Annotated in this window: 19 protein-coding genes; 6 read left to right on the top strand and 13 right to left on the bottom strand. The window is 61.4% G+C overall.

The features are described from left to right. Nucleotide 1 precedes the first annotated feature (1 nt). The 6 genes from nhaC to kefG all read right to left on the bottom strand — a co-directional run bounded on the left by nhaC (nt 2) and on the right by kefG (nt 5,965). The gene (nhaC, locus tag QMZ29_RS11405; RefSeq protein ID WP_049206071.1) at nt 2-1,441 is read right to left on the bottom strand and encodes a Na+/H+ antiporter NhaC; all 1,440 of its coding nucleotides are present in this window, start codon (nt 1,439-1,441) and stop codon (nt 2-4) included. Nucleotides 1,442-1,563: 122 nt separating this feature from the next. After that, nucleotides 1,564-2,592: a LacI family DNA-binding transcriptional regulator gene (locus QMZ29_RS11400; protein WP_025304506.1), complete on the bottom strand. Its 1,029-nt coding sequence runs from the start codon at nt 2,590-2,592 to the stop codon at nt 1,564-1,566. Nucleotides 2,593-2,684: 92 nt separating this feature from the next. Then, nucleotides 2,685-3,272, bottom strand: coding sequence for a peptidylprolyl isomerase (slyD, locus tag QMZ29_RS11395; protein WP_004930407.1), 588 nt, complete (start codon nt 3,270-3,272; stop codon nt 2,685-2,687). Nucleotides 3,273-3,384: 112 nt separating this feature from the next. Then, nucleotides 3,385-3,588, bottom strand: a complete 204-nt coding sequence (locus QMZ29_RS11390; protein ID WP_015379274.1) for a YheV family putative zinc ribbon protein — start codon at nt 3,586-3,588, stop codon at nt 3,385-3,387. A gap of 14 nt (nt 3,589-3,602) precedes the next feature. Beyond that, complete coding sequence (kefB, locus tag QMZ29_RS11385; protein ID WP_049294935.1) at nt 3,603-5,411, bottom strand: glutathione-regulated potassium-efflux system protein KefB; 1,809 nt, start codon at nt 5,409-5,411, stop codon at nt 3,603-3,605. A gap of 2 nt (nt 5,412-5,413) precedes the next feature. Further along, a complete protein-coding gene (kefG, locus tag QMZ29_RS11380; protein WP_025159909.1) occupies nt 5,414-5,965 on the bottom strand; it encodes a glutathione-regulated potassium-efflux system ancillary protein KefG in 552 nt (183 codons plus the stop codon). 129 nt (nt 5,966-6,094) lie between these two features. On the opposite strand from kefG, the gene QMZ29_RS11375 reads away from it, so the two are divergent. Further along, nucleotides 6,095-8,008, top strand: a complete 1,914-nt coding sequence (locus QMZ29_RS11375; RefSeq protein ID WP_049206067.1) for an ABC transporter ATP-binding protein — start codon at nt 6,095-6,097, stop codon at nt 8,006-8,008. A 6-nt stretch (nt 8,009-8,014) separates the two neighbouring features. On the opposite strand, the gene tauD is transcribed toward QMZ29_RS11375, so the two are convergent. From tauD to QMZ29_RS11345, 6 genes are all read right to left on the bottom strand, one after another. Then, nucleotides 8,015-8,863: a taurine dioxygenase gene (gene tauD / locus QMZ29_RS11370; protein ID WP_089196322.1), complete on the bottom strand. Its 849-nt coding sequence runs from the start codon at nt 8,861-8,863 to the stop codon at nt 8,015-8,017. Next, the gene (tauC, locus tag QMZ29_RS11365; RefSeq protein ID WP_033631937.1) at nt 8,860-9,696 is read right to left on the bottom strand and encodes a taurine ABC transporter permease TauC; all 837 of its coding nucleotides are present in this window, start codon (nt 9,694-9,696) and stop codon (nt 8,860-8,862) included. The genes tauD and tauC overlap by 4 nt, the downstream gene beginning before the upstream one ends. Beyond that, complete coding sequence (gene tauB / locus QMZ29_RS11360) at nt 9,693-10,460, bottom strand: taurine ABC transporter ATP-binding subunit (protein ID WP_060435115.1); 768 nt, start codon at nt 10,458-10,460, stop codon at nt 9,693-9,695. Before tauB ends, tauC begins: the two co-directional genes overlap by 4 nt. Nucleotides 10,461-10,469: 9 nt before the next feature. After that, entirely contained in the window at nt 10,470-11,465 is a 996-nt protein-coding gene (tauA, locus tag QMZ29_RS11355) for a taurine ABC transporter substrate-binding protein (protein ID WP_025304512.1), read from the bottom strand. Between the two features lie 114 nt (nt 11,466-11,579). Further along, nucleotides 11,580-12,362, bottom strand: a complete 783-nt coding sequence (locus tag QMZ29_RS11350) for a PhzF family phenazine biosynthesis protein (RefSeq protein ID WP_025304513.1) — start codon at nt 12,360-12,362, stop codon at nt 11,580-11,582. A 10-nt stretch (nt 12,363-12,372) separates the two neighbouring features. Beyond that, nucleotides 12,373-12,975: a LysE family translocator gene (locus QMZ29_RS11345; RefSeq protein ID WP_025304514.1), complete on the bottom strand. Its 603-nt coding sequence runs from the start codon at nt 12,973-12,975 to the stop codon at nt 12,373-12,375. 118 nt (nt 12,976-13,093) lie between these two features. On the opposite strand from QMZ29_RS11345, the gene QMZ29_RS11340 reads away from it, so the two are divergent. The 3 genes from QMZ29_RS11340 (at nt 13,094) to QMZ29_RS11330 (ending at nt 15,325) form a co-directional block, all read left to right on the top strand. After that, nucleotides 13,094-14,074, top strand: a complete 981-nt coding sequence (locus QMZ29_RS11340) for a hydrolase (protein ID WP_025304515.1) — start codon at nt 13,094-13,096, stop codon at nt 14,072-14,074. After that, nucleotides 14,071-14,304, top strand: coding sequence for a YheU family protein (locus tag QMZ29_RS11335; RefSeq protein ID WP_004930376.1), 234 nt, complete (start codon nt 14,071-14,073; stop codon nt 14,302-14,304). Before QMZ29_RS11340 ends, QMZ29_RS11335 begins: the two co-directional genes overlap by 4 nt. Before the next feature lie 151 nt (nt 14,305-14,455). Continuing rightward, the gene (locus QMZ29_RS11330; RefSeq protein WP_049208849.1) at nt 14,456-15,325 is read left to right on the top strand and encodes a phosphoribulokinase; all 870 of its coding nucleotides are present in this window, start codon (nt 14,456-14,458) and stop codon (nt 15,323-15,325) included. Nucleotides 15,326-15,363: 38 nt separating this feature from the next. Here the strand turns inward: QMZ29_RS11330 and QMZ29_RS11325 are convergent, their stop codons facing one another. Next, complete coding sequence (locus tag QMZ29_RS11325; RefSeq protein WP_025304517.1) at nt 15,364-15,771, bottom strand: OsmC family protein; 408 nt, start codon at nt 15,769-15,771, stop codon at nt 15,364-15,366. A gap of 382 nt (nt 15,772-16,153) precedes the next feature. Between QMZ29_RS11325 and crp the strand changes: the two genes are divergently transcribed. Then, entirely contained in the window at nt 16,154-16,786 is a 633-nt protein-coding gene (crp, locus tag QMZ29_RS11320; protein WP_004090925.1) for a cAMP-activated global transcriptional regulator CRP, read from the top strand. 50 nt (nt 16,787-16,836) lie between these two features. After that, the gene (locus QMZ29_RS11315; RefSeq protein WP_025304518.1) at nt 16,837-18,915 is read left to right on the top strand and encodes a YccS/YhfK family putative transporter; all 2,079 of its coding nucleotides are present in this window, start codon (nt 16,837-16,839) and stop codon (nt 18,913-18,915) included. Nucleotides 18,916-18,924 lie beyond the last annotated feature (9 nt).

Below are 18,924 nucleotides of genomic sequence, written 5' to 3'. Positions count from 1 at the left end.
GTCAGGCTTCCTTACGCTGCAAATCGTTCTGAGGTTGAAGTTTGGCGATACCGAAGCCGGTGAACCCATAAATCAGGGCGAACACCACCGCGGCATAACATTGGATCGCCCACGGCAGCAGATCGAGCGTGCTGACCCCCAGCGTGGTCGCCATGTAAATACCGGCGGCCGTCCACGGGATCAGCGGCTCGATAACGGTGCCCGCATCCTCGACGGTGCGCGACAGGTTTTTGTTGTCCAGCCCCATGCGCCGATAGGCCCCTTTGAACAGCTCCGCTGGGATCAGCAGCGCCAGCTTGCCGTCGCTGGTCGCGCCGGTCACCAGGATCGTGGTGGCAACGGTGGCGGCGATCAGTTGGCCGGTGGTGTGCACCACGTGCAGCAGCCGGCTGATGATCACCGTCAGGGCGCCGGTCAGCGTCAGGGCGCCGGCGAAGGAAAAGGCGCAGAACACCAGCAGGATCGTACTCATCATCGAGAACATGCCGCCGCGGTTCAGCAGGCGCGGCACATCGGCGACGATCCCTTCGACGTTATGACCCTGGCTGGCGAACATCGACAGATTGAAACCGTCCATCAACGCATTCAGCCCCTGTTGCAGGCTAAAACCCTGCAGCGCGACGCCGATGGCGATCGCCAGCGCGCAGGCGGCCAGCATGACAGGGATCACCGGCCGTTTGGTCACTGCGCCCCACAGCACCAGCACCGGTGGCAGGATCAACAGCAGGTTGAAATGGTACAGCCCCTCAAGCGCACTGACGATTTCGGTCACTTTTTCCGGCGTTGCCACGCTGCCCACCGCGCCGGTGTGGCCGGCGATCAGGTACACCACGGCGGCCAGGATGAAGCTCGGCAACGTCGTGTACATCAGATGCTGGATATGGCTGTAGAGATCGGTATCCGCAACGATAGCCGCGAAGTTCGTCGAATCGGACAACGGCGAAATTTTGTCGCCGAAGTAGGCGCCGGACACCACCGCCCCAGCCGCGGCGGCCAGCGGCACGTCTAAACCGGCGGCCACGCCCATCAGCGCCACGCCCACGGTGCCGGCTGCCCCCCACGAGGTGCCGGTGCACACCGAGATCACGCTGGTGATGAAGAACGCGGCAATCAGAATATATTGCGGACTGATCAGCTTCAGCCCCCAATACACCATGTAAGGGATTGTACCGCTGATCATCCAGGTGCCGATCAGGCCACCTACGCAGATCAGGATCATGATCACCGGCATGGCCTTCGCCAGCTTGGCCACGATGGCCTCGATGATGTCGTCCCAGCGGTAACCTTGCCACCAGGCCAGCGCGGCGGTGATGGCGGCGGAAACCAGCAGAAGCGGTTCAATGCGCAGGCCAAACTGGCCATAGCCGATGATGAGCAGCAACAGCATGGCCACAATCGGCAGCGTCGCCAACCCAAGGTTGAGCGTTTTCTTATTATCCATATACGGCTCCTGTTGAAGATGGGGTACTGCAACAGCGTAATGGCTTCGATAATCGGAGGATGTGAGCGCAGGCAACCGGCCATGTAATCGATTTCATGCGCTCACATTGTGTGACTGGTCTCTCATTCGCCGCGCTTGCTTTGCTCATGCGGCTCGCCATCGGTGACAGAGTCTCGCAGGATAAGCTCGGCCGAAAAGCGGTTGTTCTGCGGCGCGACGTCGCTGCCGCTGTGGATCTGCAGCGCGAGGCGCGCGGCGCGTCGGGCCATTTTCTCGATGGGGTAATGCACAGTGGTCAGCGAAGGGTGGAGATATTTCGCCAGGGCAATGTCGTCAAAGCCAACGATCGACAGCGCCTCGGGCAACTGAATGTGCCGTTGATGGCAGGTGCGCATCATGCCGGCGGCCATCACGTCGTTGAACGTCACTGCGGCGGTGAAGCGTGGGTCGCTGGCCAGCACGCGCTCGGCCGCCAACTCGCCCCCTTTCTCGTTGAAGGGCACGCTGATGATCCAGGCTCCGGGCACCTCAATACCAGCGGCGGCCATGGCCTTGCGGTAACCCGCTAACCGCTGTGCGCGGTCGTCGATCGGCAAATCCGCCGTCACGCAGGCGATTCTCCGATGCCCCTGGCGAATGAGTAGCTCGGTCGCCGCCTGTGCCGCCTTGGCATTGTCGAGCCAAATACAACGATTGGCGATGGCCGGCAGGTAGCGATTGACCAGCACCAGCGCGGGCGTGTGGGCGGCGTAGCGCAGCAGCTCCTCTTCTCCCATGCGCGTGACGTGCGCCACAATGGCTTCGCATCCCTGATTGATGAGAAAGTCGAGGCCGCTTTTTTCCAGTTCGGCCTGATGCCCGCCGCTGCACAACATCAAACGCACGCCAGCCTGCCGCGTGATGTCTTCCACGCCCCGCGCCAGGCGCGAGAAAAACGGATCGTCGAGGTTGCCGGTCAGCAACCCCAGCATATTGCCGCTTCTTTTCGCCAGTGCCAGCGCGGCGGCGTTGCGGTGGTAATTGAACTCGCGCATCGCTTTCTCGACGCGTTCGCGGGTCACCGGTTCAACGTAGGCGGTATTATTGATCACCCGGCTGACGGTGGCCGTGGAAACGCCGGCGCGGCGCGCAACGTCTTTCATGGTGGCCATGGCATGTCCTGTTGTGCCGTTCGGCGCCTGGTGCGCCGCGCATAAAAAAGGGCAGCCAATGGCCGCCCTCTTGTCTCGGGATTGCGTTCTGCTTAGTGGCAGCCGCAACCACCGTTACCGCAACCGCCTTTACCGTGGTCGTGACCATGGTCGTGATCGTGGCTGTGGCCGTGACCGCCGCAGCAACCTTCACCGTGCTCGTGGTGATGGTCGTGCTCGCCGTGTACGTGACCGTGCGCCAGCTCTTCTGCGGTCGCTTCGCGGATCGCGACAACTTCCACGTTGAAGTTCAGGTTTTGGCCGGCCAGCATGTGGTTGCCGTCAACCACGACGTGGTCACCGTCAACTTCGGTGATTTCAACCGGTACCGGGCCCTGATCGGTGTCAGCCAGAAAACGCATGCCGACCTGCAGTTCGTCAACGCCCATGAAGACGTCTTTCGGTACGCGCTGCACCAGGTTTTCGTCGTAGTTGCCGTACGCGTCGTTCGCGCCGACGTGAACGTCAAAACGATCGCCAACGTCGTGGCCTTCGAGTGCTTTTTCCAGACCTGCGATCAGAGAACCATGCCCGTGCAGATAGTCCAGCGGTGCGCTCACCGGAGACTCATCAACCAAAACACCGTCTTCTGTACGTACTTGGTAAGCCAGGCTGACCACCAAGTCTTTTGCTACTTTCATGATATCTCCTACCGTTGGCTACTAGGACGCGCACCGTTATCGGGATGCGCGCCTTTTCCGGACAGATTGTAACGGAAATCTGCCTCGCTGTACCCTCCGGGATAAAAAAACGCTACTTCGGCTGGAAAATGCCGATCACCTGCTCTTGCGGGCGAACGTGTTTTTCCACCTGTTGTTCGGTCTGGCGCTGATGGTGTCCGCACTTGACGCACTCCACCACTTCCACCTGATCCTCCCGCCATACCGCCAACGTATCCATAGCGCTACAGCTCGGGCACACCGCCCCGGCGATAAATCTCTTACGTGTTGCAGACATCGTTATGCTCCCGCTTATTCGTATTCGTCCCAGCCGTCGAACTGGCGACTTTCTTTTTGCATTTCGCGATGGAACAGCTCTTCCAGCTCGCGCCGCGCCTCTTTCACGCGGGAAATTTGCGCCACGTCGCCCTGATGCGGCGGCATCAGCTCACGCAGCATGCGCATATCCAGGCGGCGGAAATGCTGCTGGGCGCGGAAAGCCTGATGCGGGTGCATGCCCAGCTCCATCAGCGCCTTTCGCCCCAGTTCCAGCGCGCTGGAGAAGGTCTCGCGGCTGAACTGTTTCACGCCCGCCTGCAGCAGCTCATGTGCCTCCACGCGGCCGCGCGCACGCGCCAGAATGCTCAGGTTCGGGAAGTGCTGTTGGCACAGCCGCACGATCTCCATGGTGTCTTCCGGCTCATTGCAGGTGATCACGATCGACTTGGCCTTTTCGGCGCCCGCCGCGCGCAGCAGTTCCAGCTCGGTGGCGTCGCCGTAATAAACCTGGTAACCGTAACGCCGCAGCACGCCGACGGCGCTGACGTCGCGCTCCAGTACGGTAATGCGCATTTTGTTGGCCATCAACAGGCGGCCGATCACCTGGCCGAAACGCCCGAAGCCGACGATGATCACCTGCGGATCGTCATCCTCTACGTACGGCGTTTCCTCGTCTTCGCCTTTAGCGTTATAGCGGCGCGCCAAAATGCGGTCGATGGCCTGCATCAGCAGCGGCGTGGTCATCATCGACAGCGTCACCACCACCAGCAGCAAAGAGAGTTGATCCGGCTGCAGCACCTTTTGCGCCCCCGCCGCCGAAAACAGCACGAAGGCAAACTCACCGCCCTGGCTGAGCACCCCGGCAAACTGCAGCCGCACCGAGCTACGCAGGCCGAACAGACGCGACACGCCATAGAGCACGCCGGATTTGACCGCCACCAGCGCCAGTACGCCGATCAACACCTCGGCCAGGTGGGTGTAGAGCACGCCGATATTCAACACCATGCCCACCGAGATAAAGAACAGCCCCAGCAGCAGCCCTTTAAACGGCTCGATGGAGATCTCCAGTTCGTGGCGATATTCGCTCTCCGCCAACAGCACCCCGGCGATGAAGGTGCCGAGCGCCATCGACAGGCCGAGCGCCTCCATAAACAGCGCCGAGCCGAGCACCAACAACAGCGCCGCGGCGGTGAAAATCTCGCGCACGCCGGAGGCGGCGATATAGCGGAACAGCGGCCGCAGCAGAAAGCGTCCGCCGATCAGCATGCCGCCGAACGCCGCGACCTTGAGCGCGATCTTCGCCCAGTCGTCGCTGGTGCCGCCGGCGCCGGCCAGAATGGGGATCAACGCCAACGCCGGGATCACCGCCATATCCTGGAACAGCAGCACCGAGAAACCGAGCTGCCCCCCTTCGTTGCGGTTCATGCCCTTTTCGCGCATCAGCTGCAGCGCCATGGCGGTGGAAGACATCGCCAGGCCGATACCGCCGATCACCGCCGCCTGCCAGGCGAAGTGCGTCAGGTACAGCAACGCGCCCAGCACCGCCGCGGTGAGCAACACCTGGCCGGCGCCGGCGCCGAAAATCGAGCGCCTCAGTTCCCACAGCTTGCTGGGGTTCAGCTCCAGACCGATGATGAACATCAGGAACACCACGCCCAGCTCGGAGAAGTGCAGGATCTCGTCAACGTCGCGGATGAAGCCCAATCCCCAAGGGCCGATGGCAATGCCGGCGATCAGATAGCCCAGCACCGCGCCGATCCCCAGGCGACGGGCGATCGGCACCGTCACCACCGCGGCAAACAGGAACAGCAAAATGGCGGTCAGTAAGGTCGATCCTTCCATGGTCACCGCCCTCCGTGCGGCAGCGGGTGGCTCAGCCACTCGCCGTAGGCGTCTGCATGGCTGCGCAACACCTCCGGCTTCTGCCGCCGCGCCCAATAGACCACGAACGGCGTCAGCCAGTGCATATGGCACATCCCGGCGGTCAGCTCGAACGGCCGCAGGATATCTTCCATCGGATAGTGGTTATAACCGCCGGTGCGGTAGGCGCCTTCCGGCTCACCGGTGGTGATCACCGAGCGCCAGTATTTGCCCGCCAGCGCATTGCCGCCCACCCCGCTGGCGAAGCCGCGCGACAGCACGCGATCCAGCCACTCCTTCAGCAGCGCCGGACAGCTGTAGGTATACAGAGGGTGCTGAAACACGATGACCTGATGCTCACGCAGCAGCTGTTGTTCGTGATGAATATCGATAAAAAAATCAGGGTAGTGCGCGTAGAGATCGTGCACGGTGACATGTTCCAACTGCTGCGCCGGTCGAAGCAAAACCCGGTTCGCCACCGAGTCATGGGATTCCGGATGGGCATACAGCAGCAAGACCTTGGGCGGCTGCGACATCATTCCCCTCCAAAGCGTCGTCAGAGTAGCGGTTTTCCGCTACCATGCATCGCAAAGACAAAAACAGCGCGCGGTGCGCGTTCTGTTACCTTAATGATAATTTAACATACTCTGAACATACGGCGCTTTATGATTGTATTCTCCTCGCTACAAATCCGACGCGGCATCCGCGTCCTGCTGGACAACGCCACGGCGACGGTTAATCCAGGTCAGAAGGTCGGCCTGGTGGGCAAAAATGGCTGCGGCAAATCCACGCTGCTGTCGCTGCTGAAGGGCGAGATCGCGGCGGATGGCGGCAGCTTTACCTTCCCCGGCAACTGGGCGCTGGCCTGGGTCAACCAGGAGACGCCGGCGCTGGACGTGCCGGCGATCGAGTATGTTATCGACGGCGACCGCGAGTTTCGCCAGCTCGAAGCCGAACTGCAGGCCGCCAACGACCGCAACGACGGCCACGCCATCGCCACCCTGCACGGTAAGCTGGACGCCATCGACGCCTGGACCATCCGTTCCCGCGCCGCCAGCCTGCTGCACGGCCTCGGCTTCTCCAACGAACAGCTGCAAAGCCCGGTGCGCGACTTTTCCGGCGGCTGGCGCATGCGTCTCAACCTGGCGCAGGCGCTGGTGTGCCGTTCCGACCTGCTGCTGCTCGACGAACCGACCAACCACCTGGATCTCGATGCGGTGATCTGGCTGGAGCGCTGGCTGAAAAGCTACCCCGGCACGCTGGTGCTGATCTCGCATGACCGCGACTTCCTCGATCCGATTGTCGACAAGATCCTGCATATCGAACAGCAGACCCTGAACGAATACACCGGCAACTACTCGTCGTTCGAACGCCAGCGCGCCACCAAATTGGCGCAGCAACAGTCGCTGTATCAGCATCAGCAAGAAAAAGTGGCGCACCTGCAAAGTTATATCGACCGTTTTCGGGCGAAGGCCTCCAAGGCCAAGCAGGCGCAGAGCCGCATCAAGATGTTGGAGCGCATGGAGCTGATCGCCCCGGCGCACGTCGACAACCCGTTCACCTTCAGCTTCCGCCCGCCGGAAAGCCTGCCGAACCCGCTGCTGCGCATGGAAAAAGTCAGCGCCGGATATGGCGATAAAGTGATCTTGAAGTCAATCAAGCTGAACCTGGTACCCGGTTCACGCATTGGCCTGCTCGGCCGCAACGGCGCCGGTAAATCGACGTTGATCAAACTGCTGGCCGGCACTCTGGAACCGCTGAGCGGCGAGATCGGCCTGGCGAAAGGCATCAAGCTGGGTTACTTCGCCCAGCACCAGTTGGAATTCCTGCGCGCCGACGAATCGCCGTTGCAGCATCTGAGCCGCATCGCGCCACGGGTGCTGGAGCAGCAGCTGCGAGATTACCTGGGCGGTTTCGGGTTCCAGGGCGACAAGGTCAGCGAAGTGACCGAACGTTTCTCCGGCGGCGAGAAGGCGCGGCTGGTGCTGGCGCTGATCGTCTGGCAACGCCCGAACCTGCTGCTGCTCGATGAACCGACCAACCACCTGGATCTCGACATGCGTCAGGCGCTGACCGAGGCGCTGATCGATTTCGAAGGCGCGTTGGTGGTGGTCTCGCACGACCGTCACCTGCTGCGTTCCACCACCGACGATCTGTACCTGGTGCATGACGGCCAGGTCGAGCCTTTCGAGGGCGATCTCGACGACTACCAGCAGTGGCTTGTCGACCTGCAGCGCCAGGAAAACCAGCAGGATGCACCGGAAAAAGAGAGCGGCGGCAACAGCGCGCAGGCGCGCAAGGACCAAAAACGCCGCGAGGCGGAGTTCCGTACGCAGACCCAACCGCTGCGCAAGCAGATCGCCAAGCTGGAACAGCAGATGGAAAAACTGGGCGCCGAACTGGCGGCGGTGGAAGAGCAGTTGGCGGATCCCGCACTGTACGACATCAGCCGCAAGGCCGAACTGACCGACTGCCTGCAAAAGCAAAGCCAGGCCAAATCCGCGCTCGAAGAGACGGAAATGACCTGGCTGGATGCACAGGAACAGCTGGAGCAGTTAACGCAGGCGTTCGACGCCTAAACGTTGTTACGCCTTGTAAAAGGGCTTGTCCCCCAGAATGGTCGCGCGGTGCATGATGCGCCGCTGCGGCAGATAATCCGCGTTGGCGTAGTGCTGCGTCACGCGGTTATCCCAGATCGCCACGTCATTTTCCTGCCAGCGCCAGCGCACCTGAAACTCCGGTTTGGTGATGTGAGCAAACAGGAAGTTCAGTAAAGCGTCGCTCTCCTTCGGCGCCACATCCACGATCCGCGTGGTGAACCCTTCATTGACGAACAGCGCCTGCCGGCCGCTGACCGGATGAGTACGCACCACCGGATGCAGCAGCGGCGGATTTTTCTGCACCGCCAGTTGCCAACGCTGGTGTTCTTCTTCACTGCCGCGATGCTTGTACTCCGGGAACGACTTGGTGAAGTCATGTTCCGCGCGCAGCCCCGCGAGCAGCGTTCTGAACGGCGCCGACAGCGCCTCGTAGGCCGCGATGCCACTGGCCCACAGCGTATCGCCGCCGGTGGAAGGCAAGGTCTTGGCCGCCAGGATCGCCCCCAGCGGCGGGTTCTCGATAAAGGTCACGTCGGTGTGCCAGTTGTCGTTGTCCGGCGGGTTGTCGTCGTGGGTATCGAGCACGATGATCTCTTCCACGTCGGTGGCGTGCGGATAGACCGGATGGATGTGCAGATCGCCGAAGCGGCCGGCCAGATCGCGCTGCTGCAGCGGCGTGATCGGCTGGTTGCGGAAGAACAGCACCTGATGCTTGAGCAGCGCATGATAAAGCTGTTCAAACTGGCCATCGCCCAACGGCCGGGCCAACTCGACGTTTTCCACCAGCGCCCCGATGTAAGGCCCCAGCGGGGTGATATTCAGACGTTCGTTCATTGCTGTACTCCATGCCACGGGGTCAATCGGCGCTGCAGGGCGCGCAGCCCCAGCTCCAACCCAAATGCAATCACCGCAATCACGCCGATGCCGGCCAACACTACGTCGGTCGCCAAAAACTCACCGGCGGATTGCACCATAAATCCCAGGCCGCGCGTGGCGGCGATCAGTTCGGCGGCCACCAGCGTCGACCAGCCGACGCCCAGCCCGATGCGGATGCCGGTCAGGATCTCCGGCAGCGCGCTCGGCAGCACCACGAAACGCAGCACCTGCCAACGCGTGGCGCCCAGCGCGCGGGCGGCGCGCACCCGCACCTGCGCCACGCTGCGCACGCCGGCCACAGCGGACAGCGTCACCGGCGCGAAAATCGCCAGATAAATCAACAAGATTTTCGAGGTCTCGCCGATGCCGAACCAAATTACCATCAGCGGTAAATACGCCAACGGCGGCACCGGACGATAGATCTCAATCAGCGGATCGAGGATGCCGCGCACCGTGTCGTTCAGCCCCATGGCGATGCCCACCGGAATGCCGACGATCACCGCCGCCAGCAGCGCCACCAAAATGCGCCCCAGGCTGGCCGCCAGATGCTGCCACAGCGTGGCGTCCATAAAACCTTGCGGGCTGGCGATGGTGATCAGTTGATGCAGCACCTGCTGCGGCGCCGGCAGGAACAGCGGGCTGATCAGCTGCAGCGCCGTCACGCCCCACCAGACGATCAACACCGTCAACAACGTGGCGCCACTCAACCAAACGTTGCGCGGCACGCTGAAACGGCGCGCCGCTTTGCCCTGCGGCTGCGCCGCGGCCTTTAACGTGGAATGCAGGCTCATAGCAAGGCCTCGCGCTGTTGGAAAACTTTGCCCAGCACGTATTCGCGCTGCGCGATAAATTCAGGATCGGACTTAATCGAGCGGCAGGCTTCGCCGTCGGCATAGCGTTGGCCGAAGTTCAGCGACAGTCGCTCTACCACCTGCCCCGGCCCCGGCGACAGCAGCAGCAGCTCGCTGGCGAGGAACACCGCCTCTTCGATATCGTGGGTGATCAGCAGCACCTGCTTGCCGGTATCGCGCCAAATAGTCAGCAACAGCTCCTGCATCTGCTCGCGAGTAAACGCGTCCAGCGCGCCGAACGGTTCATCCAGCAACAGCAGGCGCGGATCCGCGGCCAGGGCGCGGGCGATGCCGACGCGTTGGCGCATGCCGCCGGAAAGCTGCCAGATGAAATGCCGCTCGTAACCGGCCAGACCGACGCGCTGCAGCATCTGCTCCGCCACCTGGCGGCGCTGCGCCTTGCCGACGCCGGCCAGCTGCAGACCGAACTCGACGTTGTCCACCACGTTACGCCACGGCAGTAAACCCTCATGCTGGAACACCACGCCCCGTTCAGCGCCCGGGCCGTGAACGGGCGTTCCATCCAGCGTGATGCTGCCAGCTGAAGGCTCGATAAACCCGGCGATCAAATTCAGCAGCGTGGTCTTGCCGCAGCCCGATGGGCCGAGCACCACCACCAGTTGCCCGGCGGCGATCTGGAACGACACGTCACGCAGCACGGGCCGCCCCTGATACTCTGCTGAAAGATGATTGACGTTTAGCATCCTGCTTCCTTACGACTGCGGCGCAGCCTGCACCTGTTTCACAAAACGGTCGGTGACGTAAGCGCTGTAGTCGCTGTCGACCTGCGGGATCTTGCCCTGCTGCTTGAGGAATTCGGCGGTATCGCGGATTGCCTTGTCCACCGGCTGGCCGAGCTGGGCAACCTGATCGGCCACCGGCAGATAACGATTCCCCTTCACCAGTTCCGGCACCTGCGCTTCCGGTACGCCGCTCAAGCGCGCCAAGGTGCTAAGATGGCTCGGATCTTTTAGCCACTGTTCCGGCGCCGTCAGGTAGGCCTTTTGCGCCTGCAGAGCGCTGGCGGCAAAGGCGGTCACCACGTCGGGATGTTTCTCGGCGAAGTCTTTGCGCACCACCCACACGTCCAGCGTCGGTGAACCCCATTCGCCCACCTGCGCGGAGTCGGTCAGCACCTTGCCCTGTTTGGCCAGTTCGTTGACCACCGGCGCCCAGACGTAGGCGCCGTCGATGTCGCCGCGCTGCCAGGCGGCGGCGATGGCCGGCGGCTGCAGATTGAGGATCTTCACCTGTTCAGGCTTGATGCCCCAATGTTTGAGCGAGGCCAGCAGGCTGTAATGGGTGGTGGAAATAAACGGCACCGCAATGCGCTTGCCGATCAGATCCTGCGGGCTTTTGATGTCATTTTTCACCACCAGCGCTTCGGAGCTGCCGAGCTGCGAGGCGATGAGGAACACTTCGATGGGGAGTTTTTGGCTGGCGGCCACCGCCAGCGGGCTGGAGCCGATATTGCCGATCTGCACGTCGCCGGAGGCCAGCGCGCGCAGCACGCTGGAACCGCTGTCGAACTTACGCCAGTCGACGGTCGCGCCGGACTGTTTGGCGAAGCTGTTTTCCGCCTGCGCCACCTTGGCCGGCTCTGCCGACGTCTGGTACGCCACGGTCACGTCCACCGCGTAGGCGCTGGCCGCGCTGAGCGACAACGCCAGCAGCGCCACGTTACGTAAGGAAAAGAGTTTGCCCGCCATGTTCCGCTCCGTTGATAAAAATCTGTTCAGTTGCTGACAGTTTTATCTGAGCGATGACGGGCGATAAAAGAATAAAAAAGTCTTCTTTATTACCTTGAGTAATATAACCGCAGATTACAGCGCGATACTTCCGTGCAGGAACACATGAGCATAGCCGCCGAGCAGCGTGCGATCCCCTTGCAGTTCGCAGAACAGTTCGCCGCCGCGTGCCGAGATCTGCTGCGCATGCAGCCGATGGCGGCCGAGGCGCGCCGTCCAGTAAGGCATCAACGTGCAATGCGCGGAGCCGGTCACCGGATCCTCGCCGCCGTCGAGCGTGAAATAGCGCGAAACGAAGTCCACGGTGTCACCCGGCGCGGTGACGATCACCGCGCGGCCGGCCAATGCGATCAGCGCCGGGATGTCCGGGCGCAGCGCGCGCACCTGCGCCTCATTTTCCACCACCACCAGCAGCGCTTTCGCCTGCCACACTTCCTGCGGCTGCACGCCCAGCAGCGCCGCGAGGCCCGCCGGTTCGGCGACTTTTTGCGGCGGCCTGGCGGGGAAATCAAGCACCAGCCGCTCCCCGTCCCGCTCATCGCGCTTGACGAACAGCTCGCCGCCGGCCGAACGGAAGCGAATATCCTTCAGCGCCGGGTTAACCGCGCTGAACATCACATGCGCCGCCGCCAGCGTGCCGTGGCCGCAAAGATCGACCTCCCGCTCCGGGGTAAACCAGCGAATGGCGGTCATGTCGCCGTCATCCCAAACAAAGCTGGTTTCCGGCAGGCCGATCTCGTTGGCGATCGCCTGCAACCGCTCCGCCGGCAGCGGCTGCGTCAGCAGGCAAACCCCGGCCGGGTTGCCGCGCAGCCCTTTGCCGGTAAAAGCAACCACGTGATAATAATTTTCCGCCATCGTTCACTCCTTAATGCCAGATCAGTAACACACAGGCTGCGGTCAACAACCCCATGGAAACGTTGAAGATAACCCAGGCCTTTTTGCTGCGCAGCAGGCGGCCGATCAGGGTACCGAACGCCAGCCAGATAACGCCGGCGACGATGTTTACCGCCAAAATGCCCAGCGCGATCGCCGCGATGGAACCGTTGTACTTATCGCCCGCCAGGCTGAAGCTCGCCACCGCGCCCAGCGCCATCAGCCAGGCTTTCGGGTTGAGGAACTGCAGCAGCCAGCCCTGATACAGCCGCACCGGCTGCGGCGGCGCCACGTCGGTTTCCAGCTTTTCATAGGCGGCGGTGGCGACTTTCCACGCCAGCCACAGCAGGTACAAACTGCCGAGGATTTTCAGGATCAGGTGCAGCGACGGGTAAACCAGGATCAGGCTGCCGACGCCGAAGGCCACCAGCAGCAAAATGCTTTGCATGCCGAGCATGATGCCAATCATCAGCCACAGCGAACGCATAAAGCCGAAGTTAGCACCGGAGGTGGTCAGCAGCAGGTTATTGGGGCCTGGCGTGATGGCGGCGACCCACAGGAAGCCCAGCATCGAAAGGAATAAACTCGGTTCCATGGCACGGGTGCTCCTCACCCAAGGCGCTTTTTTGCAGTATCATTGTTAATTCTTGGTATTGAAGCTAACAGTGCGCTAGGGATCTCACAATAGCCGCCCACAACATTTTACTCAGCCTATGCCTAACACCTTTCGCCCCCTGACCGGGGCCAGTAACCCGCACCTGCAAACGCTGTTGCCGCGGCTGGTGCGCCGCCGCGTGTTATTGAAACCGCATTGGCAACGGCTGGAATTGCCCGACGGCGACTTCGTCGATCTTGCCTGGAGCGAGGATCCGGCGCAGGCGCGCGACAAACCGCGCGCGGTGCTGTTCCACGGCCTGGAAGGCAGCTTCTACAGCCCCTACGCGCATGGCCTGCTCAACGCCTGGCGTGAGCGCGGCTGGCTCGGCGTGGTGATGCACTTTCGCGGCTGCAGCGGCGTGCCCAACCGCAAGCAGCGCATCTACCACTCCGGTGAAACCGAAGACGCGCGCTTCTTCCTGCGCTGGCTGCGCGACCGCTACGGCGAGGTGCCAACCGCGGCGGTAGGCGTTTCGCTCGGCGGCAACATGCTGGCCTGCTATCTGGCGCAGCAAGGCGCCGACAGCCTGCTGCAGGCGGCGGTGGTGGTCTCAGCGCCGCTGATGCTGGAACCCTGCGCCTACCGCATGGAGCAAGGCTTCTCCCGTGTCTATCAGCGCTATTTGCTGGGGCAACTGAAACAAAACGCCACCCGCAAACTGTTGCACTACCCGGACACCCTGCCGCTCAAGCTGTCACAGCTGAACGGTTTGCGGCGCATCCGCGAGTTCGACGACGCCATCACCTCGCGCATTCACGGCTTCAGCGACGCCACCGACTATTATCGCCGCTGCAGCGCTCTGCCGCTGTTGCCGGCGATCCAAACGCCGCTGCTGATCATCCATGCGAAGGACGATCCCTTCATGACCCATGAGGTGATCCCCGACGTCGCCGGCCTGCCGCGCAATATCGAATATCAGCTGACCGAGTTCGGCGGCCACGTCGGCTTTGTCGGCGGCACGCTGAAAAAACCGCACATGTGGCTGGAGCATCGCATTCCGGCCTGGCTTTCCCCTTATCTGGACATCCCGACGTGATCATTCCCTGGCAAGAACTGGCAACCGACACCCTGAACAGCCTGATCGAATCCTTTGTGCTGCGCGAAGGCACCGATTACGGCGAGCACGAACGATCGCTGGAACAGAAGGTGGAGGACGTGCGCCGCCAGCTGAAAAACGGCGAAGTGGTGCTGGTGTGGTCAGAACTGCATGAGAGCGTCAACATCATGCCGCGCGGCCAGTTCCGCGCCGGGCAGGAAGAAATTTAGTGGCGTTCGGTTCTATGACTGACGGAAAAAATCAGGTAACAATGGGACATTGCAAACCAGCGAGCGCCATTTTTTCCTGACATAGAGAGCGTCAACAAGAGCCACAATAATCCCCTGACGCCGGCGCATTCAACACGGAGTGACAACCACCATGTCTGCCAAACATCCCGTTATCGCGGTGACCGGTTCCAGCGGCGCCGGCACCACCACCACCAGCGTGGCGTTCCGCAAAATCTTCCAACAGCTCAACATTCGCGCCGCCGAACTGGAGGGCGACAGCTTCCACCGCTACACCCGGCCGGAAATGGACGCGGCGATCCGCAAGGCGCGCGATCTGGGCAGACACATCAGCTATTTCGGCCCCGAGGCCAACGACTTCGGCCTGCTGCAGCAGAGCTTTATCGAGTACGGCAAAAACGGCACCGGCCGTTCGCGCAAGTACCTGCACACCTACGACGAAGCGGTGCCCTACAATCAGGTGCCGGGCACCTTCACCCCGTGGGAGCCACTGACAGCGCCGACCGACGTGCTGTTCTACGAGGGGCTGCACGGCGGTGTGGTCACCGAACACCATGACGTGGCCAGCCACGTCGATCTGCTGGTCGGCGTGGTGCCGATCGTCAACCTGGAGTGGATCCAGAAGCTGATCCGCGATACCGGCGAGCGCGGCCACTCCCGCGAGGCGGTGATGGATTCGGTGGTGCGTTCGATGGAAGATTACATCAACTACATCACGCCGCAGTTCTCGCGCACCCACATCAACTTCCAGCGCGTGCCGACGGTGGACACTTCCAACCCGTTCGCCGCCAAAGCCATTCCCTCACTGGATGAAAGCTTCGTGGTGATCCACTTCCGCGGGCTGGATCAGATTGACTTCCCCTATTTGCTGGCGATGCTGCAGGGCTCGTTTATCTCGCACATCAATACGTTAGTGGTGCCGGGCGGCAAGATGGGGCTGGCGATGGAGCTGATCATGGCGCCGCTGGTGCAGCGATTGCTGGAAGGCAAGAAGATCGAATAAATGCGTTGAGCGCGGCGGCGGGCCGCGCTCCGTCTCGATTACGCCGGTTGGCGGATCTCGAAACTGTGGGTCACCGTGGCGGCCTTGTTGAGCATCAGCGCCACCGAGCAGTATTTCTCCGCCGACAGGTTCACCGCACGCTCTACGATTTTGTCGGTCAGATCCTGACCGGTGACGATGAAGTGCAGATTGATATGGGTGAACAACCGCGGGGCTTCTGCACGGCGCTCGGAGGTCAGCTTCACCTCGCAGTCGCGCACGTCGTTGCGCCCTTTTTGCAGGATGGACACCACGTCAATCGCGCTGCAGCCACCCACCGACATCAGCACCATTTCCATCGGGCTCGGCGCTTTATCGCCGGCGTTGCCGTCCATCAGCACCTGGTGGCCGGAGGCCGATTCACCCAAAAACGTTAACCCTTCCACCCACTTAACTCTTGCCTGCATTCTGGTCACTCCGGTTAATTTCTTAAAATCAGAGTACGCTTTCGCATAGAAACAGGCAACGTAACCTGATGCTAATCATGCTGAAGCGAGACAACACGAGACACCCGCCTTACTCTGTGCTACAAACAGAGCCGCAATAAATCTTTCCGGGACACTGAATTTCAGGGAAACGCCCAGAGAAAGGCTCCTTTACCGGTATGTTAACAGAATGTAGCTTGCAGCGCTTACGGCAAGTTAATATGCTAGAGCGACAGCGTATTTTTATGACACGCCTCAAAACTTGCCGGTAGCCCTCGCTCATGACTGCGGCTACAGGCGGGTTTTACAGGGAACTCTGACCCCTGTGACACAAGGCAGCGATAACAACAGAGGATAACAGCGAATGGTTCTCGGCAAACCGCAAACAGACCCTACTCTCGAATGGTTCCTGTCTCATTGCCATATCCACAAATATCCATCGAAGAGTACGCTGATTCACCAAGGTGAAAAGGCCGAAACGCTTTACTACATCGTGAAAGGCTCCGTCGCGGTGCTGATCAAGGATGAAGAAGGTAAAGAGATGATCCTGTCCTACCTCAACCAGGGGGATTTCATCGGCGAGCTCGGATTGTTCGAAGAAGGCCAGGAGCGCAGCGCCTGGGTTCGCGCGAAAACCGCCTGTGAAGTGGCCGAAATTTCCTACAAGAAATTCCGCCAGCTGATCCAGGTGAACCCGGACATCCTGATGCGCCTGTCCGCCCAAATGGCGAGCCGCCTGCAGGTTACCTCCGAAAAAGTGGGCAACCTCGCCTTCCTGGACGTGACCGGCCGCATCGCGCAAACCCTGCTGAATCTGGCGAAGCAACCCGACGCCATGACTCACCCGGACGGCATGCAGATCAAGATCACCCGTCAGGAGATCGGCCAGATCGTCGGCTGCTCGCGTGAAACCGTTGGCCGTATTCTGAAAATGCTGGAAGATCAAAACCTGATTTCCGCCCACGGCAAAACCATTGTCGTCTACGGCACCCGTTAATCCCTGAAGAAACGGCGCAATCTGCGCCGTTTTTTTGTCTGCTCTCTGCCATGTGGCGCCGTCTGATCTACCACCCGGAAATCAACTACGCACTGCGACAAACGCTGGTGTTGTGCCTGCCGGTGCTGTTTGGCTTGTTGATAGGCCAGCTGCAGCTCGGCCTGATGTTCTCTCTGGTGCCCGCCTGCTGCAATATCGCCGGTCTGGACACGCCGCATAAGCGCTTCTTTAAACGGCTGATCGTCGGCGGCTCGCTGTTCGCCTTCAGCAGCGTGCTGTTGCAACAGGCACTGCTGTGGCACGTGCCGCTGCCGGCGCTGATGCTGGGCCTGGCGCTGCTGCTCGGCGTTACCGGCGAAATCAGCCCGCTGCACGCCCGGCTGTTGCCGGCGGCGCTGGTGGCCGCCATCTTCGCTCTCAGCACGGCCGGCACGGTGCCTGTCTGGCAGGCGCCGCTGCTGTACGCGATCGGCACCGTCTGGTACGGCTTATTCACCTGGTTCTGGTTCCGGCTGTGGAAAGAGCAACCGATGCGCGAGACGCTCAGCCAGCTCTATCTGGAACTGGCGGACTACTTCGAAGCCAAATACTCCCTGCTGACTCAGCACACCGATCCGCAGACCGCGCTGCCGCCACTGCTGGTGCGCCAGCAAAAGGTGATGGATCTGATCAGCCTGCTGTACCAACAGCTTAATTTCCTGCCACACGCCAACAACCTCGATCAAAAGCGACTGCAGCGCGCCTTTCAGGTGGCGATGGATCTGCAGGAGCACATCACCGTCAGCCTGCATCTGCCGGAGGAAGTGCAAAAACTGGTGGAGCAGAGCCAGGCCGAAGCGATCATTCGCCGCAACGCTCAGGTGATCGCCGGCCGGCTGCGCGTGGTGGCGCACGATATACTCTACCATCAACATTCGAAGCGCTTTTCCATGGCCCACGAGCTGGCGGCGCTGGAAAAAATGGCGGCGCAGCATCCCGATAACCCGGTCGGCCAGTTTTGTTATTACCACTTCAGCCGCATCGCCCGCCTGCTGCGCACCCAGCATCCGCTGTACCGCCGAGATCTGATGCCCGGCCAGCACCGCCTGCCGTTTTGGCCGGCGCTAGCCAGCTATCTGTCATTCAAATCTACCGCCCTGCGCAACGCCGCGCGGCTGGGGGTGACGCTGGCGGTCGGCAGCAGTCTGGGGGCGGTGTTCAACCTGCCGAAGCCTTACTGGATCCTGCTCACCATCATGCTGGTGAGCCAAAACGGGTATAACGCCACCCGGGTGCGTATTCAGCACCGTGCGCTGGGCACGATTGCCGGGCTGTTGCTGGCGGCCGGGCTGCTGCAGCTGCAGTTACCGGAAGGCGAAACGCTGAGCATCATGCTGGTGATCACGCTGCTAGCCTACCTGGTTTCACGCAAGAACTACGGGCTATCGGTGATTGGCTTTACGGTGACGGCGGTTTACACCTTGCAGCTGCTGGCGCTGAACGGCTCGCATTTTCTGGTGCCTCGTCTGATTGATACCTTGATCGGCTGCGTGCTGGCGTTCGGCGGCACCATTTGGCTATGGCCGCAGTGGCAAAGCGGGCTGCTGCGCAAGAATGCCCATCAGGCACTGGAAAACGATCAAGCCGCGCTGCGGCTGATGCTGGAACAGCCGGAGCCGGACGCCACCGCGTTGGCCTATGCCCGCATGCAGGTCAACCAGGCGCACAACGCGCTGTTCACCTCGCTCAATCAGGCGATGCAGGAGCCGGGATTCGCGTCGAACTATCTGGCGGATATGCGTTTATGGGTCACTCACAGCCAGTTCATCGTCGAACACCTGAATGCCATGACCATTTTGGCGCGCGAGCACTATATGCTGACGCCGAAGCTGGCGGAAACGTATCTGCAAACCTGTGAAATTGCGCTGCAGAGCTGCCAGCAACGCCTGGAGTACGACGGCCCGAGCAGCGGCAGCAGCGGCATCATGCAGCCGCCGGATCTGCATCCGGAGATGCCCGTTACCGAGATGGAGCGTCATTTGCGGCGTATTCTGTCGCACCTGAGCGTAATGCACACCATTTCGTCGCTGGCCTGGCGCCAACGCCCGCACCACGGCATTTGGCTCAAGCGCAAACTCCGCGATCAATAAGGGCGCGGC

Source organism: Serratia sp. PF-27 (assembly GCF_030053255.1).
Taxonomy (GTDB): domain Bacteria; phylum Pseudomonadota; class Gammaproteobacteria; order Enterobacterales; family Enterobacteriaceae; genus Serratia; species Serratia bockelmannii.
Note: the sequence above shows the minus strand (reverse complement) of the source record. Positions and strands in the feature narration are given on the sequence as shown.